Origin of the sequence: Brooklawnia propionicigenes, from assembly GCF_030297015.1 — a bacterium.
In the GTDB taxonomy this organism is placed as follows: domain Bacteria; phylum Actinomycetota; class Actinomycetes; order Propionibacteriales; family Propionibacteriaceae; genus Brooklawnia; species Brooklawnia propionicigenes.
The window spans coordinates 2,525,881-2,552,001 of the sequence record NZ_AP028056.1; the positions used below are offsets into that span (position 1 = coordinate 2,525,881).

General features: G+C 65.9%; 24 protein-coding genes, 2 pseudogenes and 1 riboswitch. Of the genes and pseudogenes, 21 read left to right on the forward strand and 5 right to left on the reverse strand.

The window, feature by feature from the left end:
* Positions 1-113 precede the first annotated feature (113 nt).
* From QUE25_RS11645 to ahcY, 5 genes are all read left to right on the forward strand, one after another.
* Complete coding sequence (locus QUE25_RS11645; protein ID WP_425332714.1) at positions 114-446, forward strand: DUF3499 domain-containing protein; 333 nt, start codon at positions 114-116, stop codon at positions 444-446.
* Between the two features lie 149 nt (positions 447-595).
* Positions 596-1,351: an HAD-IIB family hydrolase gene (locus QUE25_RS11650; RefSeq protein WP_286268557.1), complete on the forward strand. Its 756-nt coding sequence runs from the start codon at positions 596-598 to the stop codon at positions 1,349-1,351.
* Positions 1,352-1,353: 2 nt separating this feature from the next.
* Complete coding sequence (locus QUE25_RS11655; RefSeq protein WP_286265156.1) at positions 1,354-1,557, forward strand: Trm112 family protein; 204 nt, start codon at positions 1,354-1,356, stop codon at positions 1,555-1,557.
* 7 nt (positions 1,558-1,564) lie between these two features.
* Positions 1,565-2,602, forward strand: coding sequence for an SIS domain-containing protein (locus QUE25_RS11660; protein WP_286265158.1), 1,038 nt, complete (start codon positions 1,565-1,567; stop codon positions 2,600-2,602).
* A gap of 10 nt (positions 2,603-2,612) precedes the next feature.
* The gene (ahcY, locus tag QUE25_RS11665; RefSeq protein WP_286265160.1) at positions 2,613-4,001 is read left to right on the forward strand and encodes an adenosylhomocysteinase; all 1,389 of its coding nucleotides are present in this window, start codon (positions 2,613-2,615) and stop codon (positions 3,999-4,001) included.
* Positions 4,002-4,118: 117 nt separating this feature from the next.
* On the opposite strand, the gene QUE25_RS11670 is transcribed toward ahcY, so the two are convergent.
* Positions 4,119-4,382 (reverse strand): DUF3039 domain-containing protein, encoded by a 264-nt coding sequence (locus tag QUE25_RS11670; protein ID WP_286265163.1) that lies wholly within the window; start codon positions 4,380-4,382, stop codon positions 4,119-4,121.
* 44 nt (positions 4,383-4,426) lie between these two features.
* Between QUE25_RS11670 and QUE25_RS11675 the strand changes: the two genes are divergently transcribed.
* The 3 genes from QUE25_RS11675 to malQ are packed head-to-tail and all read left to right on the forward strand — an operon-like array spanning position 4,427 to position 8,857.
* Positions 4,427-5,800 carry an MFS transporter gene (locus QUE25_RS11675; protein ID WP_286265165.1) on the forward strand — a complete coding sequence of 458 codons (1,374 nt, stop codon included), beginning with the start codon at positions 4,427-4,429 and terminating at the stop codon, positions 5,798-5,800.
* 33 nt (positions 5,801-5,833) lie between these two features.
* The gene (locus tag QUE25_RS11680; RefSeq protein WP_286265167.1) at positions 5,834-6,646 is read left to right on the forward strand and encodes an RDD family protein; all 813 of its coding nucleotides are present in this window, start codon (positions 5,834-5,836) and stop codon (positions 6,644-6,646) included.
* A 57-nt stretch (positions 6,647-6,703) separates the two neighbouring features.
* On the forward strand, positions 6,704-8,857 hold the full coding sequence (gene malQ, locus QUE25_RS11685) for a 4-alpha-glucanotransferase (protein WP_286265169.1): 2,154 nt from the start codon (positions 6,704-6,706) through the stop codon (positions 8,855-8,857).
* 37 nt (positions 8,858-8,894) lie between these two features.
* Here malQ and QUE25_RS11690 read toward each other — a convergent pair whose 3' ends face one another.
* Entirely contained in the window at positions 8,895-9,479 is a 585-nt protein-coding gene (locus QUE25_RS11690) for an isochorismatase family protein (protein ID WP_286265173.1), read from the reverse strand.
* 153 nt (positions 9,480-9,632) lie between these two features.
* Positions 9,633-9,731: riboswitch (TPP riboswitch) on the forward strand.
* Here QUE25_RS11690 and thiM point away from each other — a divergent pair.
* The 3 genes and pseudogenes from thiM to thiD all read left to right on the forward strand — a co-directional run.
* On the forward strand, positions 9,722-10,525 hold the full coding sequence (gene thiM, locus QUE25_RS11695) for a hydroxyethylthiazole kinase (RefSeq protein WP_286265174.1): 804 nt from the start codon (positions 9,722-9,724) through the stop codon (positions 10,523-10,525). Its footprint overlaps the riboswitch before it by 10 nt.
* Positions 10,522-11,154 (forward strand): annotated as a pseudogene (thiE, locus tag QUE25_RS14910) (thiamine phosphate synthase); the annotation flags it as partial. The gene thiM and the pseudogene thiE, both read left to right, overlap by 4 nt.
* Positions 11,155-11,190: 36 nt before the next feature.
* A pseudogene (gene thiD, locus QUE25_RS14915) lies at positions 11,191-11,961 on the forward strand (bifunctional hydroxymethylpyrimidine kinase/phosphomethylpyrimidine kinase); the annotation flags it as partial.
* Positions 11,962-11,965: 4 nt separating this feature from the next.
* Here the strand turns inward: thiD and QUE25_RS11705 are convergent.
* The gene (locus QUE25_RS11705) at positions 11,966-13,321 is read right to left on the reverse strand and encodes a nicotinate phosphoribosyltransferase (protein WP_286265178.1); all 1,356 of its coding nucleotides are present in this window, start codon (positions 13,319-13,321) and stop codon (positions 11,966-11,968) included.
* Positions 13,322-13,370: 49 nt separating this feature from the next.
* Here QUE25_RS11705 and clpS point away from each other — a divergent pair, with 49 nt between their 5' ends.
* From clpS to murI, 3 genes are read left to right on the forward strand one after another with little or no spacing between them, the layout of a single operon-like run.
* Positions 13,371-13,682, forward strand: a complete 312-nt coding sequence (gene clpS, locus QUE25_RS11710; RefSeq protein ID WP_286265180.1) for an ATP-dependent Clp protease adapter ClpS — start codon at positions 13,371-13,373, stop codon at positions 13,680-13,682.
* Positions 13,682-14,305, forward strand: coding sequence for a DUF2017 domain-containing protein (locus QUE25_RS11715; RefSeq protein WP_286265182.1), 624 nt, complete (start codon positions 13,682-13,684; stop codon positions 14,303-14,305). Before clpS ends, QUE25_RS11715 begins: the two co-directional genes overlap by 1 nt.
* 34 nt (positions 14,306-14,339) lie before the next feature.
* Entirely contained in the window at positions 14,340-15,158 is an 819-nt protein-coding gene (murI, locus tag QUE25_RS11720) for a glutamate racemase (RefSeq protein ID WP_286265184.1), read from the forward strand.
* 167 nt (positions 15,159-15,325) lie between these two features.
* Here the strand turns inward: murI and QUE25_RS11725 are convergent, their stop codons facing one another.
* Both QUE25_RS11725 and QUE25_RS11730 read right to left on the reverse strand, forming a co-directional pair.
* Positions 15,326-18,166, reverse strand: coding sequence for an FAD-binding and (Fe-S)-binding domain-containing protein (locus QUE25_RS11725; RefSeq protein ID WP_286265186.1), 2,841 nt, complete (start codon positions 18,164-18,166; stop codon positions 15,326-15,328).
* 46 nt (positions 18,167-18,212) lie between these two features.
* Positions 18,213-18,914 (reverse strand): FadR/GntR family transcriptional regulator, encoded by a 702-nt coding sequence (locus tag QUE25_RS11730; RefSeq protein ID WP_286265188.1) that lies wholly within the window; start codon positions 18,912-18,914, stop codon positions 18,213-18,215.
* Positions 18,915-19,069: 155 nt separating this feature from the next.
* On the opposite strand from QUE25_RS11730, the gene QUE25_RS11735 reads away from it, so the two are divergent.
* From QUE25_RS11735 to QUE25_RS11765, 7 genes are all read left to right on the forward strand, one after another.
* On the forward strand, positions 19,070-20,773 hold the full coding sequence (locus QUE25_RS11735) for an L-lactate permease (protein WP_286265190.1): 1,704 nt from the start codon (positions 19,070-19,072) through the stop codon (positions 20,771-20,773).
* 28 nt (positions 20,774-20,801) lie between these two features.
* Entirely contained in the window at positions 20,802-21,602 is an 801-nt protein-coding gene (locus QUE25_RS11740) for a (Fe-S)-binding protein (protein WP_286265191.1), read from the forward strand.
* On the forward strand, positions 21,602-23,113 hold the full coding sequence (locus tag QUE25_RS11745; protein ID WP_286265193.1) for a LutB/LldF family L-lactate oxidation iron-sulfur protein: 1,512 nt from the start codon (positions 21,602-21,604) through the stop codon (positions 23,111-23,113). Before QUE25_RS11740 ends, QUE25_RS11745 begins: the two co-directional genes overlap by 1 nt.
* Positions 23,110-23,769 (forward strand): LutC/YkgG family protein, encoded by a 660-nt coding sequence (locus tag QUE25_RS11750; protein WP_278934324.1) that lies wholly within the window; start codon positions 23,110-23,112, stop codon positions 23,767-23,769. The genes QUE25_RS11745 and QUE25_RS11750 overlap by 4 nt, the downstream gene beginning before the upstream one ends.
* Before the next feature lie 158 nt (positions 23,770-23,927).
* Positions 23,928-24,662, forward strand: coding sequence for a ribonuclease PH (gene rph / locus QUE25_RS11755; RefSeq protein ID WP_286265201.1), 735 nt, complete (start codon positions 23,928-23,930; stop codon positions 24,660-24,662).
* A complete protein-coding gene (locus QUE25_RS11760; protein ID WP_286265204.1) occupies positions 24,659-25,297 on the forward strand; it encodes a non-canonical purine NTP pyrophosphatase in 639 nt (212 codons plus the stop codon). The genes rph and QUE25_RS11760 overlap by 4 nt, the downstream gene beginning before the upstream one ends.
* The gene (locus QUE25_RS11765; protein WP_286265206.1) at positions 25,294-26,109 is read left to right on the forward strand and encodes a thymidylate synthase; all 816 of its coding nucleotides are present in this window, start codon (positions 25,294-25,296) and stop codon (positions 26,107-26,109) included. Before QUE25_RS11760 ends, QUE25_RS11765 begins: the two co-directional genes overlap by 4 nt.
* Positions 26,110-26,121 lie beyond the last annotated feature (12 nt).

The window sequence follows — 26,121 nt, forward strand, 5'->3', positions numbered from 1 at the left end:
TTGAGAAACACGCGGCTCCAGCTGCCTGGATCTGGCCTGACCGGGTGCCACGGGTTAGCGTGGGGGTCGTGATGAACAGGCAATGCACCCGCAGCGGCTGCAAGGGCCGGGCCGTGGCCACATTGACTTACGTGTACGCGGACTCCACCGCCGTGCTCGGCCCCCTCGCGCTGCAGGCGACGCCTGGCTGCTACGACCTGTGCGCCACCCACGCGTCCAAAATGACCGTCCCGCAGGGCTGGGAGGTCATCCGGCTCGCCGAACCCGACACGCTCGTCCCCGAACCGGACGAGGACGATCTGCTCGCCCTCGCCAATGCCGTCCGCGAGGTCGGCTTCTCGGACAGCCCGAACAGCGGCCCGCAGCCCGGCAACCCGGATTCGGTGGTCGAACTGGGACGCCGTGGACACCTCAGGGTAATCGCCGACGCGCAACGGCGCATCTGATCACGGTCGTTCGCCAGCACGCATTGCACCACCCGAGCATGCCCGCCGTTTTCCGTCTGCCCTCTCATGCGCTGAGCTCGACGCGCGCATGGCCGCAGCATGGTCGCCTGAACTACACTGGCCAGGTGAATCAGCATGCCCAGATCCGCATGGTCGCGTTCGACCTGGATGACACCCTCGCTGAATCGAAGTCCCCACTTGAGGAATCGATGGCCCGTACACTCGCCGATCTGCTCGCGGTGTGCCCGGTCTGCATCATTTCGGGTGGCCAGTTCGAGCAGTTCGACACTCAGCTATTGGCCAACCTGCCGCCCGACACCAACCTCGATGCGCTGCACCTGATGCCGACCTGCGGCACCCGCTACCTGCGCTTCTACGAAGGACTGTGGCACGAGGTCTACGCCCACGACCTCTCCCACGCGCAGAAGCTGGCGGCCACCGAGGCACTGGAGAACTGTGCGAAGAGACTGGGCCTGTGGGAGCCCGATGATCTGGTGAGCGGGCCTCGCATCGAGGACCGCGGTTCACAGATCACCTACTCCGCGCTGGGCCAGCAGGCCGCGGTCGACGACAAGAAGGCCTGGGATCCCGACGGCAGCAAGCGGGAGAAGCTGCGCGCCGCGGTCGCCAAGGAGCTGCCCGATCTGGAGGTCCGCGCCGGAGGCTCGACGTCCATCGACGTCACCCGCCGGGGCATCGACAAGGCCTACGGCATCACCAGCCTGTCGCGCCAGACCGGCATCGGCCTGGATCAGATGCTGTTCATCGGCGACCGCCTGATGCCCGGGGGCAACGACTACCCGGTCGCCGAGCTGGGGGTGCCCTGTCATGCGGTGACCGGACCGGCCGACACGCAGACCTATGTACGCGGGCTCATCAACGAGCTGACAGCCGACGGGGAGTGACGATGAATACCGACAATGCCGTGGACGAATTGGGTCTGACCAGGCAGTTCCTCGAGATCGCGGCCTGCCCGGCGTGTCATTCGGCCTTTGCGGTCGACTACGACCGGGCTGAGCTGATCTGCGTCAACGCCGAATGCGGACTCGCCTACCCGGTGCGTGACGGCATCCCGGTGCTGCTGGTCGATCAGGCACGAAGCACGCGCTGAGGCCGACATGTTCTCCGAATTCGATGAGGCCCGGCTCGACGATCCGGCCGTCCTTGCTGACTATGACGATCAACTGCGGCGGCTGGCCACCGCTGGTGCCCGCATTCGTAGTGAGGCGTTGGACGCGCGCATCCCCGCAGACCTGACGATGACACCGCGCGGCGTCATCGTCGCCGGTGCAGAGGCCCGGCTGATCCGTGCGGTGCTGGAGCCGGTGTGCCCGGTGCCGCTGATCGCCTGGCCGTTGCCCGGGCTGCCGGGCTGGGTCGGAGCGCTCGACCTGGTCGTGGTGCTGGCCAGCGAAGCCGAGGGCTACCAGAGCCCAGCACTGATGGCCACCGTGGCGGAGGCGACTCGGCGCGGCGCCCAGGTGATGCTGGCCGCTCCGGAGGACTCGCCCATCGCGCAGATGATCTCCAGCCAGGCGATCCAGGTGTTCACCCGTTCGGACGACCCGACCGCCGCCGCGGTGGCAGTGCTCGCTCAGCTGCACAATGCCGGCTTGGGGCCGATCGTCAACACCGAGAACGCGGCGGAGGCGGCCGACATGGTGGCCGAGGAGTCGACCCCGCACCGCGACTTGTCGTCCAACCCCGCCAAAGACCTGGCGTGCGCACTGGCCGACGCCGACCCGTTGCTGTGGGGCGGATCCGTGCTGGCGGCGCGCGCGAGCCGCCGGTTGGCCGAGGCCATCCGGGCGGCATCGGGCCGGCATGCGCTGGCCGCCGACGCCGACGAGATCCTCGAGGTCTTGCGGCACGTCAAGCCGCACGATCCGTTCGCCGATCCCTTCACCGATGAGCAGCAGCGCCGCACGGTGCTGGTGATTCTGGACGACGAGCACTCCGGTGAGGCCGAGCAGCAGTCCGGGCGGTCGCTGCGCGAGACCGCGCAGCGCAGCGGTGTGCGGATCTGCGAGATCGGTGCGGGGCAGGGCAGCGAGGTCGACCGCTACATCACCTTGCTGATGCAGGGGCTGTACGGCGCCACCTATCTGGCCATCGGGCTCGACGGCCAGGAGGGCCGGCTGGGGGCGGACGGCTAGACTGCCCGGCATGGATTACCGCGTAGCTGACCTCGATCTGGCCGATTTCGGCCGCCGTGAAATCACCCTCGCCGAGCATGAGATGCCCGGCCTGATGGCGATCCGGGAACGCTACGTCGCGTCCCAGCCGCTGGCCGGTGCGCGGATCTCGGGATCGATCCATATGACCGTGCAGACCGCCGTGTTGATCGAGACCCTGGTGGCCCTGGGCGCGCAGGTGCGCTGGGCGTCCTGCAACATCTTCTCCACCCAGGATCACGCCGCGGCCGCGATCGCCGCCGCCGGCATCCCGGTCTTCGCCTGGAAGGGCGAGACCCTCGAGGACTACTGGGCGTGCACGACCGAGATCTTCCGCTGGCCGGACGGGCAACTGCCCACCATGATTCTGGACGACGGTGGCGACGCCACCCTGCTGGTGCACAAGGGCGCCGAATACGGACGCGAGGTTCCCCAGCCGGGGCCGGAGGACTCGCACGAGTACGGGGTGCTGCTCGATCAACTGCGTGCCACCACCGACATCGACTGGGAGGCCATCGCCGCTACCTTGCTCGGAGTGACCGAGGAGACCACGACCGGGGTGCACCGGCTGGTGCAGATGGCTGCCGCCGGGACCCTGCGTTTTCCCGCGATCAACGTCAACGATTCGGTGACGAAGCAGAAGTTCGACAACATCTACGGCTGCCGCCATTCGCTGATCGACGGCCTCAACCGCGGCACCGACATGCTGATCGGCGGCAAGACGGCGGTGGTCTGCGGCTACGGCGATGTCGGCAAGGGCTGCGCCCAGTCGCTGCGCGGCCAAGGTGCCCGCGTCCTGATCACCGAGATCGACCCGATCTGTGCGTTGCAGGCGGCCATGGACGGCTACCAGGTGGTGCGGCTGGACGATGTGGTCTCGATCGCCGACATCTTCGTGACCGCCACCGGCTGCTGCGATGTGATCAGCGCCGAACAGATCAGCCGGATGAAGCATCAGGCCGTGGTGGGCAATATCGGCCATTTCGACAATGAGATCGACATGGCGGGCCTGGAGGCATGGCCGGGCATCGAGCGGGTGAACATCAAGCCGCAGGTCGATCTGTGGCGTTATCCCGACGGCCACGGCGTGATCGTCTTGTCGGAGGGCCGGCTGCTCAACCTCGGCAATGCCACCGGACATCCCAGCTTCGTGATGAGCAACTCGTTCGCCAACCAGGTGCTGGCGCAGATCGAGTTGTTCTGCAACCACGACGCCTACCCGCTGGGGGTCCATGTGCTGCCCAAGCTGCTGGACGAGGAAGTCGCCCGCCTGCACCTGGATGCTCTCGGCGCACGGTTGAGCACGCTCACCGACAAGCAGGCGGACTACCTCGGCATCAGTACTGAGGGCCCGTTCAAGGCCGACAACTACCGCTACTGAGCAAGAACGCTCGCCGTCCAGCAAGAACGCGGGCGAACTGGGTGGGCGGGGCGGGTGGGGTGGACGCCCAGACGCCACACCCTCAGCCCGCGTGCTGGATCGGGTCGGCTGACCGGATCAGCGATCCTTGCCCTTGCCCTTGCCCGACTGCAGCGATTCCCAGATCTCCTTGCACATGGGGCAGACGGGGAACCGCTCCGGATTGCGGGTGGGCACCCAGACCTTCCCGCACAGGGCGACAACCGGAGTGCCCATCACCTGAGCCTCGGTCAGCTTGGCCTTCGGCACATAGTGGCTGAAGCGCTCCTCGTCGCCTTCTTCATAGCGTTCTTCGACGCGTTCCTCGGTAATGCTCTGCGAACCCGGCGCCAATTGACTCATGCCTCAAGTGTGGCACGCTTGCGCACCCGTGCCACGATGGGTTGGTGACTCAGCCGACCTCCACCACCTCCGGCGGCCCACCGCTCGTCTTCACGATCGCCATGGTCGGTGGTGCCCTGGCGGTGGCGTTCGAGGCCTACGGGACGCTGACCGCCATGCCCGATGCCGCGCAGGATCTCGGCAGATTGGATCTGTACGCCTGGGCCTTCACGGCTTTCGTCATCGCTCAGGTCTTCGCGATCGTGCTCGCCGGACGACTGGTCGACCGCATCGGGCCGGTCCTGCCGCTGGCGGCGGGCGTCCTCATCTTCGCCCTCGGACTGCTCGGCGGTGGCCTGTCGATCAACATGGGGATGCTGCTGGGTTTCCGCGCGCTCCAGGGCTTCGGCGGCGGCGCACTCAACCTGGCATTCATGGTCGTCGTGGCGCAGGCATACGGCAAGGCCGAGCGGGCCTGGATGATGAGCATCCTGTCGTTCTGCTGGATGCTGCCGAGCTTCGTCGGCCCGCCGGTTTCTGCGTGGATCACCACCACCTGGAGCTGGCACTGGGTCTTCTTGGGCATCGTCCCGTTGCTGGTGATCGTGAGCGCGCTCGCCTGGCGTCCGCTGGTGCGGATGCGGCTGCATCACGAGCCGGTCACCGCCATCAATCCGGTGCCGATCTGGGCGGCCGCTGCCGCGGCCTGCGGGGCGGCGTTGATCCAGTTCGCGGGCCAGCGGCTCGACCTGATTGCCCTCGGCATCGGCCTGGCGGGGCTGGCGGTGCTGCTGATGGCGTTGCCGCGGTTGATGCCTCCCGGCTTCCTGCGCCTGCACGGGGGACTGCCGTCGGTGATGTGGACGCGCGCGCTCGCAGCAGGCGCCTATTTCGCCGGCGAGAGTTTCATCCCGGTGATGCTGATGCAGGTCTACGGGTTCACGCTGAAAGGGGCGGGTTTCTTCCTGGCGCTGGGGGCGACGGGGTGGACGCTGGGTTCGCTCGTCCAGGCCTGGAGCGGACTGAAACTGCGCCGCGACGAGATCGTCCACGCCGGGGCGGCGTGCCTGGTACTCAGCTCGGGATTGATGACGCTGGCCACCTGGCTGGTCTGGCCCTGGCCGGTCTTCGCGGTGGGCTTCGTCGTCCTCGGGCTCGGGATGGGCCTGGTGGTGTCCAGCACCTCGCTGATCAACATGCAGGTGAGCGATCCCCAGCTGATCGGACGCAACACCTCCTCGCTGCAGGTGGGCGAGGGCCTGGGCAACGCCCTGGTCACCGGGCTTGCCGGGACGATCTTCGCCGGGCTACTGAACACGGTCTCGGCGGCATTCACCTTCGGACCGATCTACGCATTGTGTACGGCCGCGAGCATTCTCTCGCTGCTGGCCGCGTTGCGCATCGGCCCGGTCCGCAACGAATCGTCCGGGGTGGGCTGAGAACCGATTGTCACGACGTGGGATGCTGGAGACGTGAGTCAGCAATACGAGCCCGCCCAACAATTGCCGCCGTCCGGGTGGTATCCCGATCCCGTCGACCAGACGCAAGAACGATTCTGGGACGGGACGAGCTGGACGACCCGGCAGCGTCCGCAGGCCGTCCAGCCGCAGCCCCTTCCGCAACAGGCGGCCCCGCAACAGCAGTACGGCTATCAGCCCCGGACCGACCTCCAGCAGCAGACCGGGTACCCCCAGCAGGGTTATCAACCCTCCGGCTATGTCCCGCAGGGCTACTCCCAGTACCAGCCCGCAGGTTACGGCCCGGCCACCGCCGATGGCGTGCCGCTGGCCGGCTGGTGGCAGCGGGCCTGGGCGACGATCATCGACAGCCTGATTCTGGGGCTCGCGACCGTAGGGGCGGCCCTGCCGTTCATCGATGCGCTGGCCACCGGCATGCAGGCCTGGGTGGAAGACGTGGTGCGGGCTGCCCAATCCGGTGGGATACCGCCCGAGTACACCGATCCCCAGTACGGGCTCGCCGGGCCGATCATGACCATCTACCTGGTTTCCCTGATCGTCAGCATCATCTACTCCACCGGAATGCTGATGTGGAAGGGCGGGACCCTGGGCCAGATGGCATTGGGACTCCGGGTGGTACCGGTCAACACGGGAGCCCAGCAGCACGGCCTGCGGCTCGGCATGTCACTGATACGCAGTATTGCCTTCTACGGGCTGTCCGCAATCACGATCATCGGCCTCATCAATGTGCTGGTCCCCCTCGGAAACAGAAAACGCCAGGCGCTGCACGACATGATCGCCAAAACCCAAGTAGTGAAAATCAGGTAACAGATCGGTTAGGGTGTGTATTGGTCAAGTCAGCCCACACCCGAAGGACTAGGCGGAATGAGTTTAGAGTCGTCCCTATATGTGCTCGCCGAGAAACTCGGCGTCACCACCGACTTCTGGGACTGGAAGGGACGACACATTCAGGTACCCCAGCACACCATCATCGCGGTGATGGCCGCAATGGGTGTGGACGCCGCCACCGAGACCAGCGCTGAGGCCGCGATCGCCGAACTCGAACTGAAACCCTGGCGTCGCGGTCTGCCCCCGGTCGTCGTGGTCAGCGAAGGCGACACCACTCACGTCGAGGCCCACGTCGTGCACGGCCATCCCGCCCAGATCCGGCTGCGGCTCGAAGACGGCGAGGTCCGCTACCTCGGCCAGCGCCACCACATGGTCGAACCACGCGAGGTCGACGGGACGCTGATCGGGGAGGCCAGCTTCGCGGTGCCCTCGGATCTGCCCACTGGCTACCATCGTCTCGAACTGCTGTCCGATGACCGGCAGTCCGACTCGACCCTCATCGTTACCCCGCGCTTCCTGGGGCTGCCCGAGCGGCTGAACGATTCCCGGCTGTGGGGATACGCCGCGCAGTTGTACAGCGTCCGCTCGTCCGGATCGTGGGGCATCGGCGATCTGATGGACCTATCGGATCTGGCCGTCTGGTCGGCCACCCAGCAGTTCAGCCAGTACGTGCTGATCAACCCGCTGCACGCCTCGCAGCCGGTACCCCCGATGGACGTCTCACCCTATCTGCCCAGCTCGCGGCTGTTCCTTAACCCGATGTACTTGCGTCCCGAAGCTGTGCCCGAATATGCCCTGCTCGGCCAGCACGATCGGGACACGATCAAAGAGCTGCGCGAGCAGCTCAACGAGGAGCAGGCCGGCGAACAATTGCTCGATCGCGACGCCTCCTGGACCAACAAACGAGAAGCGCTGCGCATCATCTTCGGCGCGGGTCTTCGTCCGGCTCGGCAGATGGCCTTCGACGACTTCAAGCGTCGCCGTGGCCGCCGGCTGCGCGACTTCGCATTGTGGTGTGTGCTCTGCGAGCACTACGGCAACGACTGGCGGCAATGGGACGAGGACCTGCAGCGCCCGACCTCACCGCGGGTGGCGAAACTGCACAACGACTACCTTGACGAGATCACGTTCAACGAGTGGCTGCAGTGGGTCTCCTGGAACCAGCTCAGCGACGCCCAGCAGGCCGCACAGGACGCGGGCATGCCGGTCGGCATCGTGACCGATCTCGCCGTCGGAGTGAGCGGCGCCTCGGCCGACACCTGGATGATGAGCGACATCTACGCCCAGGACATCAGCGTCGGCGCGCCGCCGGACGGCTACAACCAGCTCGGACAGGACTGGGGACAACCGCCGTGGCGGCCCGACCGGCTCGCCGATACCGCTTACGGCCCGTTCCGCAGCATGCTGCAGACCGCCCTCAGCCATGCGGGCGGCGTGCGGATCGACCACATCCTCGGCATGTTCCGGCTCTGGTGGATCCCCGAGGGCGGCACGCCGCGCGAGGGCACCTATGTGCGCTACGACCACGATGCGCTCATCGGCATCATCATGTTGGAGGCTCAGCGCGCCGGGGCATTCGTCATCGGCGAAGATCTGGGCACCGTCGAGCCCTGGGTGCGCGGCTATCTCGCCGAACGCGGCATCCTGGGCACCTCGGTGCTGTGGTTCGAGAACGACGCGAACGGCCAGCCCTCTCCGCCCGAACATTGGCGCGAATACGCGATGGCCTCGGTGATCACCCATGATCTGCCTCCGACCGCGGGCTATCTGGCCAACGAGCACGTCCGGTTGCGGCACGATCTCGGGCTGCTCACCGAGTCGTACGAGGAAGAAGCGGCCGCCGCTGAACTCGAGCAGGATGCCTGGATGCGCCGTCTCGACGAGCGCGGCCTGTTCACCGACGACGTGGAGGACGATGTCGAGGCGAAGGTGCTGGCGCTCTACCGCTACCTGACGTACACCGATTCACGGGTGCTCAATGTCGCGCTGGTGGATGCCGTCGGTGACTACCGCATCCAGAACCAGCCGGGTACCTGGCGGCAATACCCGAACTGGCAGATACCGTTGTCGGGGCCGGACGGCGCACCGCTGATGCTGGAGGACCTCTACCAGATGGAGCGCCCGATGCGGCTGGCCGCGGTGATGAACGGGTACTCGTGGGTGCCCGGCCCGAGCAGACCGGCGTCCTGAGGCTCGATCGGGGCTGTCCGAGGCCGGCGAGATGCGGTCAGCCGGCGACGACGACCCCTGCCTCCTGCAGGCCTGCGACGACCTGGGGCACGCGGTCGGGGCTGACTGCGGCTGAAAGATCGAGCAGCATCTCGGTGCGGTAGCCATGCTTGGCGGCATCAGCGGCCGTCGCGCGGACGCAGTAGTCAGTGGCCAGGCCGCAGACCACGACGTGGTCGACATCGTGGGCGTCCAGCCAGGCTCCCAACCCCTCGCCGCCGTCGTCGCCGCCGATCGTCCCCTCGAAACCGGAGTAGGCGGCCTGGTAGGCGCCTTTGTCGAAGACCGCGTCGAAGGGCAGATCGGCGACTGCCGGATTGAAATCGGCGCCCTGAGTGCCCGCCACGCAGTGCCTGGGCCAACTGTCGATGTAATCGGGGGTGGCGTTGAAGTGGGCGCCCGGATCGATATGGCGATCACGGGTGGCGACCAGATAGTCGAAGCTGCGATCGGTGCCTCGCCCAAGCTCGCCCTCCACGAAGGCTGCGATATCCGCGGCCACCTTGGTGCCGCCGGCGACCGCCAGCGAACCGCCCTCACAGAAGTCGTTCTGAACGTCTACGACGATCAATGCAGTAGTCACTGTGCCTCCCGCGCACCGGCATCCGTAGTCCTGTCTCGATGCTAGCGGCGATGGCCCGCTATCCGACCTTCGCCGGTCCGGGAAGCACGCTCGCAGGCCGGTCGACCATCCGGAATCGCCTCGCCTGCCGGCTGGTGGCCGGTGCTAACGTACATCCAAGACGCGGGGTGCCGGGGAAGGTACCGGCTGAGACCAAACCCGTAGTGACCTGATCTAGGTAGTGCTAGCGAAGGGACGTCCAGATGAACGTCGATTTCCATTCCTCTGCTCTGGCCGAGAGCATCACTGCACTGCGGGAGCGCAACCCGCTGGTGCAGTGCCTCACCAATCATGTGGTGATGAACTTCACCGCGAACGTGCTGTATGCGGTCGGCGCATCCCCGGCGATGTGTGACAACCCCGAGGAGGCCGCAGGATTCGCCACCCAGGTCGCCTCCGGTGTGCTGGTCAACAACGGCACTCCCTCGTCCGAGCAGATCCAGGGCATGTACCTGGCCTCAGCCGCTGCAGTCGCCGCCGGCAAACCCTGGGTGCTCGACCCGGTCGCGGCAGGCGGACTGCCGTGGCGCACGGCCGAGGTCAAGAAGATGATGGACGCCAACCCCGCCACCATCCTGCGCGGCAACGCCTCCGAGATCCTGGGCTTCCTGGGCGGCACCTCCGGACGCGGCGTCGAGGCGACCGACTCCACCACCGATGCCGTGGACGCGGCCCATGAGTTGGCCCGTCGTTACCACTGCGTCGTCGCGGTCAGCGGCCCGGTTGACATGATCACCGATGGCGACGAACTGGTGAAACTGAGCAACGGCAGCGCGATGCTCACCCAGGTCACCGGGGTCGGCTGCGCGCTGGGCGCGGTGATGGCCGGCTATGCGGCGGTCACCAGCCCGCTGAACGCGGCGATCGCGGCTACCTCGCATATGAACATCGCCGCCGAGAACGCTGCGTCCGTCGCCAGGGGACCGGGCAGCTTCGCCGTCGAACTCCTGGATGCGCTCGCTCGGCTGAGTGCCGAGCAGGCCGCAGATCGGGTGAAGATCTCATGAGCAAGGATCTGGATCTTTCGGTCTACCTGGTCACCGACACGGTGCAGTGCGGGGCGCTCGGTGTGGCGGAGACGGTCAGGCAGGCCGTGCAGGCAGGCGCCACGCTCGTCCAGGTGCGCGACCCCGATGCCGACGATGATGCATTCCTGGCGATGGCCCGCGACGTCGTCGAGACGGTCCGCGGCACGGGCGTGCCGGTGCTGCTGGACGATCGGGTGCACCTGGTCGCCGCCGCGGGAGCCGACGGCGCCCATGTCGGGCAGTCCGACATGCCCGTGGCACAGGCCCGGGCGATCCTCGGGCCCGACCCGATCCTCGGCCTGTCGGTCGAGACCGGGGAGCAGCTGGACTGGGCTGTCGCCCACCTCGGCCGCGGTGACATCGACTACCTCGGCCTGGGCCCGGTGCGCCCGACCGCATCCAAGCCCAATCACGCACCGGCCACCGGTCTGCGTTATCTGAGCGGCCTGGCCGCCCGCAGCCCGTGGCCGTGCGTGGCGATCGGGGGAGTGAAGGCGGCCGATACCGCCGCCGTGCGGCGTTCGGGTTTCGCGGGGGTCTCGGTGATCAGCGCGATCTGCGGACAGCCCGATGTCCGGGCGGCCACCCGCGAGTTGGTGAATGCCTGGGCCAGCGGCGGGCTGCCTCCCGTCGCGCTGACCATCGCGGGTAGCGACCCCTCCGGCGGCGCAGGCATCCAAGCCGACCTCAAGACCTTCTCCGCGCTGGGTGCTTTCGGCACCAGCGTGATCACCGCGCTGACCGCGCAGAACACCCAGGGCGTCACCGGGGTACATGTGGTGCCGGTCGACTTCGTCGCTCAGCAGTTCGAGACCCTGGTGGCCGATGTGCGCATCGATTCGATCAAGGTCGGCATGCTGGCCACCGCCGAGCTGGCCGACGAGGTCACAGAACTGCTCGGCGAGCTCGATGCCCCCGTGGTCCTTGATCCGGTGATGGTCGCCACCTCCGGCGATCGCCTATTGGACGACGACGCTGTCCAGGCGGTCCGGCGGCTCATCGCGAAGGCCGACATCATCACCCCGAACCTGCCCGAGGCCGCGGTTCTGCTGGGCGAGACGCAGGCCACCGGCCTGGACGAGATGTCGGCCCAGGCAGTCAAACTGCGCGAACTCGGGGCGGACTGGGTACTGCTCAAGGGTGGACATCGGCTGGATGCCCGGGCCACTGATGTACTCGCGGGCCCCGATGGCGTCCACGAGCTCGTCAGCCACGTCGTACAGACCAAGAACACCCACGGCACCGGCTGCACACTGAGCTCGGCGTTGGCGGCGTTGCGTCCGCGCAACCTCGACTGGCCGTCCACCGCCGCGGCCGCCAAGGAATGGATCACCGGGGCGCTGGATCACGCCGACGAACTGGGCGTCGGGCACGGGCACGGCCCGGTTCATCACTTCTATCGATTCTGGAGCTGATGGCTCACAGATTGGCCGGGGGCTCGCCGATCAGGTAGATGTTCTCGGTCTTCTCGCCTTCATGGGTGACGAAGATGGTCGGGATGGCCTGCTCCGCCCGGCTGATCTTCTGGCCCGCCAGCGGCAGTTCGGCGCGCGCGCGTGCGTGGCGGTCGCGGGCGTCCTGGAGCGGCTCTTCACCGACGATCTCACCGTTTCGCACCAGATCGACCATCACCAGCCGGTCGTTGCTGTCGGTGCGCGGTGCCACATCCACGCCGATGACCTCGGCGGTCGCGGTGCCGCTCTGATCGATCTGGCGCATCACGGTCTTGCGCCCGCCGATGGTGCCCTTGTTCTGCGACTTCTTCACCACCGGATGCTGCACGGCGTCCGGGTCGTCGGAGTCGGCCCGGCTGACCATCTTGTAGACCATGCCGCAGGTCGGATGTCCCGAACCGGTGACCACCGAGGTGCCGACGCCGAACCCGTCCACGGGGGCGCCACGCAACGCGGCGATCTGGTACTCGTCCAGGTCGTTGGTGACGATGATGCGCGTCTTGGTGGCGCCCAGCGAGTCGAGCAGCTTGCGTAGCCGGCGCACCTCGACGCTCAGATCGCCCGAATCCAGCCGGATGGCGCCGATGCGCCCCTCGGTGAGTTCGACAGCCTTCCTAATGGCATCGTCCACGTCGTAGGTGTCGACCAGCAGTGTGGTCTGTTCGCCCATGGCCTCCAGCTGCGCCTTGAAGGCGTCTTCTTCCGAATCGAAGAGCATCGTGAAGGCGTGGGCGGCGGTGCCGCTGACCGGGATGCCCCAGCTGCGTCCGGCCTCCAGATCGGAGCTGGGCCCGAAACCGGCGATCCACGACGCCCGGGCCGCCGCGACGGCCGCCCACTCGTGGGTGCGCCGGCCACCCATCTCGATGATCGGGCGACCCTCAGCGGCCAGCGTCATCCGCGATGCCGCCGAAGCCACCGCGGAGTCATGGTTGAAGATCGACAGTAGCAACGTCTCCAGCACCACGGCTTCGGCGAAACTGCCCTCGACGACTGCCACCGGCGAGCCGGAGAAGAAGAGTTCGCCTTCCGCATAGCCGCGGATATTCCCGGAGAATTTGTAGTCGGCCAGCCACTCGGCGAGCATGTCATCGGCGATACCGCGGTCGCGCAGGAATTCGATCTCCTCGGGGCCGAACCGGAAGTGTTTCAGTGCCTCCAGGGCACGTCCGGTGCCGGCCACGACGCCGTAGCTGCGGCCGGTAGGGAGCCTGCGCGGGAACAGATCGAAAGTGCAGCGTCGGAATGCCGTGCCGGCATGCATGGCCGCCTTGATCATGGTCAGCTCATACATATCGGTGAGCAGTGCGGTGGACGTCATATGGTTGAGCCTATGCCCGCGGGTTGTGCAGGTGGGTAACAATAGGCACATGGCAAGCGAATCGGCATCCGCAGCAACGGGGGGCGGCACGGCCGTCGAGGAGCTCGCGTCCGAAGAATCTCAGACCACCCAGCCGTGGGTGACCGTGGTCTGGGACGACCCGGTCAATCTGATGAGTTACGTCACGCACGTCTTCTCGACCTATTTCAGCTACCCCAAGGATCAGGCCGAACGTCTGATGATGCAGGTCCACATGGAGGGCCGCGCGATCGTCAGCTGTGGTGGCCGCGATTGTATGGAACGCGACGTCCAGGCGATGCACAGTTACGGCCTGTGGGCGACGCTGGACAAGGCCGAGTGATGCTCGCGTTCCGCCGGGTGGACGATCGGGTGGTCTGCCAGTTCGAGCCGGCCGAGCTCAGTCTGCTGAGCGGGCTGATCAGCCAGCTGATCGAACTGCTCCTGGAGTCGAGCCCCCCGGCGGGCGGCCCGGGCACCGCCTGGCTCAGCGACGACGACCCGGACGAATCCGACGCGGTCGACGACGAGGACCAGATCTTCGCCCGGCTGGAGCGCGAGATGGTCAGCGAGGACGATTTCGACTACGAGCCGGTCGGTGATCCGGTCCTGCAGCGGCTGTTCCCGAACCCGTACCCCGATGATCCGGCGGCCGGTCACGATTTCCAGCGGTTCACCCACACCGCGCAGCTCGACGACAAGGTGAACGCGGCGCGCGCGGTGCTGGCCGACCTCGAAGGCATCCAGGCCCATGGCCGCTGCGAGGTCTGCGGGTCGCACACCACAGGCTGGCTGAAGACCCTGACCAATCTGCGGCTGGCCCTCGCGGTGCGCCTCGACATCCGCGATGCCGATGATGCCGATCACGTCAGTGAGCTGCCCGAGGACGATCCCCGCAGCTGGACGTTTTCGATCTATGAATGGCTGGGATGGGTACAGGAATCCCTGTTGAACGCCCAGGAATGAGCCACGCAGCGATCCTTTGGCTAAAGTTGGCCCGGTGAACGAGCTGTCCGCGGCGCCCATAGGCATCTTCGATTCGGGTTTCGGCGGGTTGACCGTTGCACGCGCAATCGTCGATCTGTTGCCCGGCGAAGACATCATCTACCTGGGCGACACCGCCCGCGCCCCCTATGGGCCTCGGTCCTTGGCCGAGGTGCGGGAGTTCACCCTGCAAAGTCTCGACTGGTTGGTAGCCCAGGGCGTGAAGGCGCTGATCATCGCGTGCAATACCGGGTCGTCCGCTGCGCTTCGTGACGCCCGCGAGCGCTACCCCCAGCTGCCGATCGTCGAAGTCGTGCTGCCGGCCGCGCGTAAGGCGGCGTCCATCACCCGCAATGGCAGGGTCGGCGTGATCTGCACTGCCGGCACCGCGACCTCGCGCAGCTACAACGACGCGCTGGCGGCTTCACCGGTGCAGGTGAGCACGCAGGTCTGCCCGAAGTTCGTGCCCTTCGTCGAAGCAGGGATCACCACCGGCGATTCGCTGATGGCCGTCGCCAGCGGTTATCTCGAGCCTCTGAAGCACAAGCAGGTCGACACGCTGATCCTCGGCTGCACGCACTATCCGCTGTTGTCGGGTGTGATCAGTTTCATCATGGGCGACGAGGTGGTCCTGGTCAGCAGCGCGGACGAGTGCGCCCGCTCCACATTCGCCACCCTCAAGCGCAAGGGCCTGCTGCGCAGCGACGGTCACACGGCTGAGCGCAGCTTCAATACCACCGGCGATCCGGCGCAGTTCGAGGGGCTGGGCCGGCGCCTGATGGGAGGCTTCGTCCGCGACGTGGAGCAGGTAGACCTGGGACTGAAGGTCTTCTGATACCCCGGTTGCTCGGAACCGACCTAGGTGCGTGGGACGGAACCCCCTCCTGCGGGTCACTCCACCCGTTCCCGCGCCCGGAATCCGAAGCTGCGCCCGGTATATCGGGCGCAGCTTCGGATTTGGAGCGCGGGAAGCCCCCAGAGGTACGACAGTGGGGAGCCGGACTATGCGTTGACGGGTGCCGCCCGGGAGGCGAGCTCCTCAAGCACATGCACGTAGGTCTTGCCGGTCGCCCTGGTCAGGCCGAGCTCGCAGGTCCGGTTGAGGGACATGTACAGGTCGGCGTTGGCAGCCTTGGCCTCGGCCGCTTCGTCACGGGTCGACGTGGCGGTGAGCTCGGGATGCAGCAGGCCGCGGTCACCGGCGAAGGCGCAGCAGCGCCAGCCGTCCGGCACCATGACCTCGTCGGCCACCAGCCCGGCCAGCATGATCAGTGCGTCGTTGACGCCCAGATGGGTGCTGGAGCAGGTCGGATGCAGCACGGCCAGATGCTCGCGGGGCAGCTGGGGCAGCTTCGGCGCGATCTGCTCGGCGGTGAACTGCACGGCATCGATGATCTTCGCGTCGGTGACGCCCTGGTTCTTCAGCGCCACCTGCATGCCTTCGGTGCACGAGACCGCATCGCAGACGATCGGCAGTTCCCAGTTGTTGCTGGCCTTGGCCAGCGAGGCCGCCAGCCGTTCGCCCATGAGCTTGGCGCCGGACTTCATGCCCTTCGACTTCCACGGGGTGCCGCAGCACAGCGATTGGATGTCGTCCGGAATCTCCATACGGATGCCCACCAGCTCGCACAACCGCCGGAAGGCGTCCGATGAGCCCTTGCCGCAGGCATGATCGGAGCCGAACATGGTGCCCACGCAGGCGGGCATGAAGACGATCTCCGGCTTTGGCGCGTGATGCGGATGCCGGGCAGGGCCACCGCCGGGCAGCTCGGGCGACAGCATCGGGACGACGTCCTCGCCGACGACCTTGCGGGCCACGCCCAGGACGCCGCGCACCGGGGCGTTCGGCACATGGTCGACCACGGTCATGCCGACCGACGCCACGTTCACGAACGGACCCCAGATCTTCGCGGCACCCTTCCAGGTGGCGTCCAGCCAACGCGGAGCGAGTTCGGCGCGCATATCGCGGATCAGCTGACCGGTGTTGATCTGCACCGGGCAGGCGGTCTGGCACATGCCGTCGACCGCGCAGGTATCGACCACCGCGTAGCGCTCGTCTTCCTTCAGCTGGGCGACCAGAGCCTCGTCGTGCTCCTCCTCGGCGTGGGCGATGGCCCGCTGGATGACGATCCGCTGCCGCGGGGTGGTGGTCAGATGCTGGCTGGGACAGACCGGCTCGCAGTAGCCGCATTCCACGCAGTCATCGATGATCGGACGCACCGGCGTGGTCTTCTTGATGTCGACCAGGTGCAGCTTCGGGTTCTCGGTCAGCACCGAATCGGGGTTGAGGATCCGGGAGGGATCACAGGCCTTCTTGACCTGCCACATGGCGTCGTAGAGCTCGTCACCGTACTGCCGGTGGACGAACGGGGCCATGATGCGTCCGGTGCCGTGCTCGGCCTTCAGCGTGCCCTGCTTGCCGAGCACCAGGGAGACCATGTCCTCGGTGAAGTTCTCGTAGCGCTTCATGGACGCCGGACCGTCGAAATCCTCGGTGACCAGGAAGTGGATGTTGCCGTCCTTGGCATGCCCGAAGATGACACCGCCTTCGTAGCCATGGCGGTCGAAGAGCATCTGCAGATCGCTGCAGACCGTGCCGAGATCCATGATCGGCACCGCGATGTCCTCGAGCAGCGCGGCCGTGCCCTTCGGACGATTGCGCGCGACCTTGGTGTACAGGCCCTTGCGCAGCGTCCACATCTGTTCGCGGCGTCCGGCGTCCTGGGTCAGTTCCGGCGGGGCGTACAGATCGAACGACGCGCACTTTTCCATGCCGGCCCCGGCCCGGGCAGCCAACTCGTCGTCCGAGTCGCCCTGATACTCGACCAGCAGGATCGCTTCGCCGCCGACGGTGAAGTTCTTCGGCAGCACCGGAGCAGCCTCGGTGCCCATCGCGAGGATGGACGCCGAGTCGATCAGCTCGGCCACGTCGGCCCCGCTGTCGACGATCGTGGGCAGCGCTTCGGTGGCTGCGTCGAGGGAGTTGAAGAGCAGGAAACCGGTGGCGGTCTTCGAATGGATCGGGACGGTCTTCAAGGTCGCCTCGGCAACGAAGCCCAGCGTGCCCTCACTGCCGATCATCAGGTGCTCGAGGATCTTGACCGGATCGTCGAAATCGATGAACGAGTTCAGGCCGTAGCCCATGGTGTTCTTCATGGAGTAGCGGCGCTGCAGGTCGGTACGCATCTCGGGGCGACCCAGCTGCGTGTGCAGCTTGGTCAGCACCTCGACCAGCTCCGGCTCCTGGTTGGCGAGCACTTCACCGGCCTTGGGGCTGGCGGTGTCGATGACGGTTCCCGAGGGCAACGCGATCACCATCGAGTCGATCGTGCGGTAGGTGTTGGCGGTGGTTCCGCAGGTCATGCCGGACGAGTTGTTGGCGATCATGCCGCCGATGGTGCAGGCGATCTCGCTGGCCGGATCGGGGCCGAGCTTGGTGTGGTACTTGGCCAGCCGGGCATTCACCTGCCGGACCGTCGCTCCGGGCTGGACGCGCACCCGCTGACCGGCGTCCAGAATCTCGATATCGCGGAAATGCCGCCTGACGTCGAGCGTCAGTCCGCGCGAGAACGCCTGGCCCGACAGGCTGGTGCCGCCGCTGCGGAATGTCAGAGGCCAACCCGAGCGCACGGCCAATGCCATGGCCATGCCCACCTGGTGGGCAGTGCGCGGACGGGCCAGAGCCTGAGGAACCGCGAGATAGTGGGACGCATCGATCGCGATCGCGAAGCGGTCGAGAGCGCGGGTTGTGACTTCAACATCTTCGCCCAGTGCGGCCGCGAGTTCGCGGACGTATTCTTCGGGCACATCGGCCAGTTGTGTTCGGGAACTGATTACTGACATGGATATCGGACTCCTTCGTCGCAATATGGTTCGACCATAACGCGAATCAACATTTGCTGCCACCCATGGGCAGGATCGTATACGCCGTCCGGATGTGCTCTTCGATGAGGTCTGCAGCTCGCTCGGGGTCACGGCTGGCGATGGCTTCGAAGACTCTGCGGTGCTGCCGGTTCAGGTCACGGCGGAAACCCTGATAGTCCGTCATTTCTTCGCTGGCCCGTCGGATCGGGATGGCCAGCGCTTGCCTGACGGCAGTGGTCAGCACGGTTACGAACTGGTTCTCGGCCAGTTGCGCGATGACAATGTGGAAGCGAGTGTCGAGCTCGTTGAACTGGTCGAGCTCCATGTGCTCGGCCTCCATCTCGCCCAGCAGGTCGCCCAGCTTGGCAAGATTCTCGGGATTGGCGTTGATCGAAGCCATCGTGGCGCTGAACCGCTCCAGCATCACCCGGGCATCGACCACGTCATCGATTGGGAACTGTGACAAGGCAACATGCAACTGAAGCAGCTTGCCCAGGGCAGGCCCGTTCTGGGCAGTGATCCGCGTCCCGGAGTTCGGTCCGGCACCCACCTGCGAGGTGATGAGGCCTTGGGCGGCCATCATGCGAAGTGCCTCCCTCACAGCCGCGCGGCTGACCCCGAATTCGGTCGCGAGTTCACGTTCGGCGGGCAACAGGGAGCCCACCGTCAACTCGCCGGCCAAGATCTGGTCCTCGAGGTGCTTCCGCACGGCCTCATACGCTTTCACAGCGTCATCATCGAACCAGCGCAACGAAAGAGGCAAGTAAGTGCCGCGCAAGTCCAGGAGTCGTACAAGGAGGCTTAGCCTAACCTAAGAAGACAAGCCTTGACGATGGTTAGACCACTCCCCGACGATGGTTCTGTTTCCGTCCGCGACTAACGATGGAGTTACGCGTGCCATACCAGCCAGAAATCGCACCGGTCAACGGCAGCCTGACGTTGTCCGCATTGGTAGCCCTGCTGCCCTTGCTTACTATCTTCATAACGCTTGGCGCGCTGCGCTGGAAGGCCCATTGGGCAGGCCTTTCTGCTGTCGCCGTCGCCATCTTGGTAGCCATCTTCGGCTTCAACATGCCGGTCGGCCTGACGGTCTTTTCGGCCTTGGAAGGCGCGGCCTTCGGTATCTTCCCGATCACCTGGATCGTGCTGTGCGCGATCTGGATGTACGAGTTGACCGTCGAGTCGGGCCATTTCGAGGATCTGCGCTCGACCTTCCACGTCATCTCCGACGATCCACGCATTCTCGCGATCTTGATCGCGTTCTGCTTCGGCGGTCTGATGGAAGCCCTCGCCGGCTTCGGTGCGCCGGTGGCGATCACCGGTGTCATGCTGATGTCGATCGGTTACCCGCCGCTGCGGGCCGCCCTGACGGTTCTGCTCGCCAACACCGCGCCCGTGGCGTTCGGCGCTATCGCCACCCCGATCATCACCGCCGGCACCCTGACCGGAATCCCGTACCAGGAGGTCGGTGCCACCGTCGGTCATCAGACCCCGGTGCTCGCCTGGTTCGTTCCGCTGCTGTTGGTGTTGATCGTCGACGGCAAGCGCGGCGTCAAGGAAGTTTGGCCGGCAGCGTTGACCATCGGTCTTTCGTTCGCGGTCGCGCAGTGGGTCAGCGCTACCTGGCTGTCGGTTGAGCTGACCGACGTCATCGCGTCTCTGGTTGGTCTGGCCGCCGGTGTCGTGCTGCTGCGGTTCTGGAAGCCCAAGGGCACCGCCGAAGCTGCGCAGCGTCTGATCGAAATGAAGACCCACGAGGCCGGTGAAGGCTTCCACACCACCACCAAGGTTGAGATCAACGAGGTTAAGCCGGTCACCGGACCAAAGGTTGCCATGGCTTTGTTCCCCTACCTGTTGGTCATCGTCATATTCACCGTCGCCAAGCTGGTCGCGCCGGTGCGGACCGCTCTGGGCATGACCGATATCAAGTTCAGGTGGCCGGGGCTGTGGACCGGTGAGGGAGCACTCATTTTGACCGGTGCGGGTGCCGACAACTCATCGACCATCTTCAACTTCAACTGGCTGTCGAACCCCGGCACGTTGCTGCTGATCACCGGTATCATCGTGGGCTTGGTCTACCGGATGAGCCCGGCGTTGATGGCGAAGGTCTTCGGACGCCAGGTCTACAAGCTGCGCTGGACGTTCTTGACCATCGGCTCGGTGCTGGCACTGGCCTACGTTATGAACCTGTCCGGTCAGACCATCACCGTCGGCACCTGGATCGCCGGCGCCGGCGCGATCTTCGCGTTCTTGTCGCCAATCCTCGGCTGGATCGGCACTGCGGTGACCGGCTCCGACACCTCGGCCAACGCCCTGTTCTCGACGCTGCAGCAGACCGCCGCCCAGCATCTGGGGATCGACGAGCACCTGCTCGTTGCGGCGAACACTTCTGGTGGTGTGGTCGGCAAGATGATCAGCCCGCAGAACCTGGCCATCGCGGCTACCGCAGTCGGTCTGGTGGGCAAGGAATCGGATATCTTCCGGCGTTCCATCCCATGGAGCCTCGGGCTGCTGGCTGTGCTGTGTTTGCTGGTCGGATTGCAGTCGACACCGGTGCTGTCGTGGATGATGCCGAACTTCGGCTAGTGCTTCGACATATCAACTAGGAGGACATATGACGACGACCACAGCTACAACAGCCACCGTCACAAAGGCGGTTGGTAAACCTGGAGCAGGCAAGACCGTCGCGCTGTTCGCCACCTGTGCAAACGACGTGATGTTCCCGCAGACCCCGGTTGCGGTGGTGAAACTGCTGGAACGCTTGGGCTGTAAGGTCGAGTTCCCTGAGGAACAGACCTGTTGCGGCCAGATCTTCACCAACACTGGGTACTACGACGAGGCCGTGGGTTCTGTGAAGAACTTCCTCAAGGCCTTCGAGCCCTACCGCTACATAGTCGGCCCCTCGGGGTCGTGCGTCGGCTCGGTCCGCCACCAGCACGAGATGCTGGCACGGCGGGCGGCCGGCGATGCGGTTGCCAATCGGGTCGCGGCGGTGGCTGCACGCACCTACGACATCAGCGAGTTTCTCATCGACGTGCTCGGTGTGACCGATGTCGGTGCCTACTTCCCGCACAAGGTGACCTACCATCCCACCTGCCATTCCCAGCGAGTGGCGCACGTGGGGGACCGGCCCTATCAGCTGCTGAAGGCGGTGCGGGGGCTGACCCTGCTCGACCTGCCGGACGCCAACACGTGCTGTGGTTTCGGTGGCACATTCTCGCTGAAGAACCCGGACGTGTCGGTCACGATGGCCGGAGACAAGGCTCGCAACGTGGCCTCAACCGGAGCGGAATACCTGGTCGCGGGCGACAATCTCTGTCTGCTGAATATCGGGGGTGTGCTCCATCGCACCAACGCTGGTATCACACCTATTCACATTGCCGAGATCCTCGCCCATACCGAGGGAGATGAGTGATGACTATCCAAACCGAACATCGCCTAACACCGGCACCGCCTCCTGGGGAGTACATCGATTCCCCACGGTTCCAGATTGGCGCCAAGAAAGGTCTGGCCAACACTCAGCAGCGCGCCAACCTGAAGCACGCAACCACGACGATTCGCAACAAGCGGGCCCGGGTGGTCGCCGAACTCGACAACTGGCAGGATCTGCGCACCGCCGGTGAGCAGATCAAGACCAGAGTGGGCCGCCATCTTGATGAGTACCTCGTGCAGTTCGAGGAGAACTTCACCAAGGCGGGCGGCCATGTGCACTGGGCCCGCGACGCCGACGAGGCCAACCGGATCATCATCGGCCTCATCGCAGCGACCGGCGAGAGTGAGGTCGTCAAGGTCAAGTCGATGGTCACCCAGGAAATCGACATGAACGAGGCCCTGGAGGAGGCCGGCATCGCCGCCTGGGAGACCGACCTGGCCGAGCTGATCGTCCAGCTGGGCCATGACCGGCCCAGTCACATCGTGGTTCCGGCGCTGCACCGCAACCGGGCCGAGGTGCGCGAGATCTTCCTCGAGGAGATGGGACTCTACGGCACCCCGGCACCCGAGGGGCTGGACGATGCGCCGGTCAACCTGGCCGGCGCCGCCCGCACACACCTGCGCGAGAAGTTCATGCGGGCAAAGGTGTCGACCTCGGGAGCCAACTTCGCGATTGCCGAGACCGGCTCACTGGTCGTCGTGGAATCCGAGGGCAACGGCCGGATGTGCCTGACGCTGCCGCAGACCCTGATCTCGGTGGTGGGCATCGAGAAGATCCTGCCCACCTTCGACGACTTCGAGGTCTTCATGCAGCTGCTGCCACGCAGCTCGACCGGCGAGCGGATGAATCCGTACACCAGTGTCTGGACCGGTCCCAGCCCCGAAGGCGACGGTCCGCAGAATGTGCATGTGGTGCTGGTCGACAATGGCCGTACCAATGTGCTGTCGGACCCGATCGGACGAGCCGCACTGCGTTGTATCCGCTGCTCGGCCTGCCTGAACATCTGCCCGGTCTACGAACGTGTCGGTGGGCATGCCTACGGCTCGGTCTACCCGGGTCCGATCGGCGCGATCCTGAACCCGCAGCTGCGCGGCACCGATTCGGTGATCGACCGCTCGCTGCCCTATGCGTCCAGCCTGTGCGGGGCCTGCAACGAGGTCTGCCCGGTACGCATTCCGATCTCCGATCTGCTCGTGCATGAGCGGCACAAGGTGGTGGAGGCCAAGAAGGCCGATCCTCCGCACATCCCGCACACACTCGAGCCGCAGTTGATCGGGGTGGCTGCCTGGGTGATGGACGACTACCGGCATCTGGCACTGGCCGGGCGCGGCAGCGCGTTGGGTTCGGCTGTTCTCGGCAAGATGCTCGGCGTGCAGGGCTTCGGTGCTATTCCTGGGCCACTCAGCCGTTGGACGAGCGCCCGTGACGTGCCGATGCTTCCGGAACAGAGCTTCCGGCAGTGGTGGAAGAAGAATCGAGGGGATCAGCAGTGACCAGCGCCAAGGAAGAGATTCTGGGCCGGGTGCGCAGCGCGCTGCGCGACGTCCCGGCGGACGAGACTCCCGCGGATTCGCCCGTTGAGTGGGTTTATCACCGCAGCGTCGAGGTCGGGAACATCATCGACACCTTCGAGCAACGGGTCGTCGATTACAAGGCTGCGGTGGTTCGCAGTCCGAAGGCGAAGCTCGCTGCGGCGCTGACCACAGCGGCCCGCGATCTGGGTGTGACCTCGGCCGTGGTGCCAGCGGGTCTCGCCCAGGCGTGGCGAGACGGTCTGGCAGCTGCCGGCGTCGAGGTCGTCGAGGACAATCCGGGTCACCGGTTGAGCCACAGTGAACTCAACGACACGGGCGCTGTGGTCACCGCTGCTGCCTGTGGGGTTGCGCTGACCGGCACGATCGTGCTCGACCACAGCGCCGATCAGGGACGCCGTGCACTCAGTCTGGTGCCCGACGTGCACATCTGCGTAGTGATGGCCGATCAGGTCGTCTCGGGTGTCCCCGAGGCGGTGGAGCGGGTGAAGCCCGCTGTGCTGGCCGGGCAGCCGCTCACCTGGATCAGCGGAGGTTCCGCGACCAGCGACATCGAGTTGAGCCGTGTCGAGGGCGTGCACGGTCCACGCAGTCTGTACGTGATCATCGCGGAGTGATACCGGAGTAAGAACACATTCGGTGCGGCGGCGCCAGCGGGTCTGACCGGCTGGCGCCGCCGCACTGTGTTTCGCCGCCGGACTGTGTTCGTCCACTCGATGGCGATGCCGACCCGAAGCTTCGTGTCGCTCCTCCATAGACGGTAGCTTTGGTGAACGTGAGCGATCGAATCGATGGGCGCAAGGCGGCCGAGTTGCGGCCGGTGTCATTCAGCAGGGGCTGGCTCGACCATGCCGAGGGATCGGTGCTGGTGGAGTTCGGCCGAACCAGGGTATTGGTGGCCGCTTCGGTGACCGAGGGCGTGCCGCGCTGGCGCAGGGGCTCCGGTCTGGGCTGGGTGACCAGCGAGTACGAGATGCTGCCGCGGGCCACCAACACCCGCAACGATCGCGAATCCCGTAAGGGACGCATCGGCGGGCGTACCCACGAGATCAGCCGGCTGATCGGGCGTTCGCTGCGCGGAGTCATCGATTACAAGGCGCTCGGGGAGAACACCATCGTCATCGACTGCGATGTTCTGCAGGCCGACGGGGGCACCCGCACCGCGTCCATCACGGGAGCCTATGTGGCGCTGAGCGACGCGGTGTCCTGGTTGCGTGCGCGTCACCTGCTGGCCGGCGAGCCGCTGATCGGTTCGGTGTCTGCCATCAGCGTGGGCATCGTCCGCGGTCAGCCGATGCTCGACTTGTGCTATGAGGAGGATTCGTCGGCGGACGTCGACATGAACATCGTGTGCTCCGGAACCGGTGACTTCATCGAGGTGCAGGGCACCGCCGAGGGAGCGCCGTTCGATCGTGACCTGCTCAATCAGCTGCTCGATCTCGGGCAGGCCGGCTGCGCGGAACTCACCCGGATGCAGGCCGAAGCTCTCGCCGAACCGGTCCACCGATGACCAGCAGAGTGATGCTGGCGACCAACAACGCCAAGAAGCTGGCCGAGCTGCGGCGAATCGTCGCCGAACAGGGGCTGGGCGTCGAGATCGTCGGCCTGGCCGACGTGGACAGCTACCCGGAGCCCGCCGAGACCGAATGGACCTTCGAGGGCAATGCTCTGATCAAGGCCCGCGCCGGCGTCGAGCACAGTGGCCTGGTCACCTTGGCCGACGACTCGGGTCTGTGCGTGGATGCCCTGAATCAAATGCCGGGAGTCCGCTCGTCCCGCTGGGCTGGGCCCGACCACGACGATCAGGCCAATCTCGAGCTGGTGCTGCGCCAGATCGACGACGTGGACGATCCGCTGCGCGGCGCTCGCTTCGTCGCGGCGGTCGCGCTGGTGACCCCGGATGGCCGGGAGTTCACCACCCGTGGGGAAATGGGCGGCCAGCTGGCCAGGGTCCCTCGGGGTGCGAACGGATTCGGCTACGATCCGATCTTCGTCGCCGACGATCAGCTGCTGGAGCCCGGAACCGAACCCCTGACCACCGCGCAGATGACTGCCGAGCAGAAGGATGCGATCAGTCACCGCGGCCGTGCCCTGCGCGCGATGGTGCCGCAGCTGCTGGAGGTTCTCGGACTGGAGACGTCATGAAGCAGTATCTGGATCTCTTGCAGCACGTTCTCGATCACGGCGTTCACAAGCCTGATCGCACCGGAACAGGGACACGCAGTGTGTTCGGCTATCAGATGCGCTTCGACCTGCAGGCAGGCTTTCCGCTGCTCACCACGAAGAAGATCTTCACCCGTGGGGTCTTCGGCGAGCTGCTCTGGTTCCTCAAGGGCTCGACGAATATCGAATGGCTGGTCCAGAACAAGATCCACATCTGGGACGAGTGGGCCTCCCCGGACGGCGAACTGGGGCCGATCTACGGCTACCAGTGGCGCAGCTGGCCCACCCCCGGCGGGGGCCACATCGATCAGATCGCTCAGGTGATCGATGCGATCAAGACCAACCCCGATTCGCGCCGGCACATCGTCTCGGCCTGGAATGTCGGCGAGATCCCGCAGATGGCCCTGCCGCCGTGCCACGCGCTTTTCCAGTTCTATGTGGCGCCCGCGACCGGCGATGGCGAACGCGGAAAGCTGAGCTGTCAGCTGTACCAGCGCTCGGCGGACCTCTTCTTGGGTGTGCCGTTCAATATCGCGTCCTATGCCACGCTGACCCACATGGTGGCCCAGGTCTGCGATCTGGAGGTGGGCGACTTCGTCCACACCCTGGGGGATGCGCACATCTACGACAACCACCTCGATCAGGTACATGAGCAGCTCAGCCGCGAACCGCGCGCGCTGCCGAGACTGTGGTTGAGCCCTCAGGTGCGTGACATCTTCGACTTCACCCTGGATGACATCAAGGTCACCGACTATGACCCGCATCCGGCCATCAAGGCACCGATCGCGGTCTGATGAAGTCCCGCC

Coding starts and splice junctions, on each gene's coding strand:
- QUE25_RS11650 (WP_286268557.1), top strand. CDS start 596: ATGGTCGCGTTCGACCTGGATGACACCCTCGCTGAATCGAAGTCCCCA.
- QUE25_RS11655 (WP_286265156.1), top strand. CDS start 1,354: ATGAATACCGACAATGCCGTGGACGAATTGGGTCTGACCAGGCAGTTC.
- QUE25_RS11660 (WP_286265158.1), top strand. CDS start 1,565: ATGTTCTCCGAATTCGATGAGGCCCGGCTCGACGATCCGGCCGTCCTT.
- ahcY (WP_286265160.1), top strand. CDS start 2,613: ATGGATTACCGCGTAGCTGACCTCGATCTGGCCGATTTCGGCCGCCGT.
- QUE25_RS11670 (WP_286265163.1), bottom strand. CDS start 4,382: ATGAGTCAATTGGCGCCGGGTTCGCAGAGCATTACCGAGGAACGCGTC.
- malQ (WP_286265169.1), top strand. CDS start 6,704: ATGAGTTTAGAGTCGTCCCTATATGTGCTCGCCGAGAAACTCGGCGTC.
- thiM (WP_286265174.1), top strand. CDS start 9,722: ATGAACGTCGATTTCCATTCCTCTGCTCTGGCCGAGAGCATCACTGCA.
- QUE25_RS11705 (WP_286265178.1), bottom strand. CDS start 13,321: ATGACGTCCACCGCACTGCTCACCGATATGTATGAGCTGACCATGATC.
- clpS (WP_286265180.1), top strand. CDS start 13,371: ATGGCAAGCGAATCGGCATCCGCAGCAACGGGGGGCGGCACGGCCGTC.
- QUE25_RS11715 (WP_286265182.1), top strand. CDS start 13,682: ATGCTCGCGTTCCGCCGGGTGGACGATCGGGTGGTCTGCCAGTTCGAG.
- QUE25_RS11725 (WP_286265186.1), bottom strand. CDS start 18,166: ATGTCAGTAATCAGTTCCCGAACACAACTGGCCGATGTGCCCGAAGAA.
- QUE25_RS11735 (WP_286265190.1), top strand. CDS start 19,070: ATGGAGTTACGCGTGCCATACCAGCCAGAAATCGCACCGGTCAACGGC.
- QUE25_RS11740 (WP_286265191.1), top strand. CDS start 20,802: ATGACGACGACCACAGCTACAACAGCCACCGTCACAAAGGCGGTTGGT.
- QUE25_RS11745 (WP_286265193.1), top strand. CDS start 21,602: ATGACTATCCAAACCGAACATCGCCTAACACCGGCACCGCCTCCTGGG.
- QUE25_RS11760 (WP_286265204.1), top strand. CDS start 24,659: ATGACCAGCAGAGTGATGCTGGCGACCAACAACGCCAAGAAGCTGGCC.
- QUE25_RS11765 (WP_286265206.1), top strand. CDS start 25,294: ATGAAGCAGTATCTGGATCTCTTGCAGCACGTTCTCGATCACGGCGTT.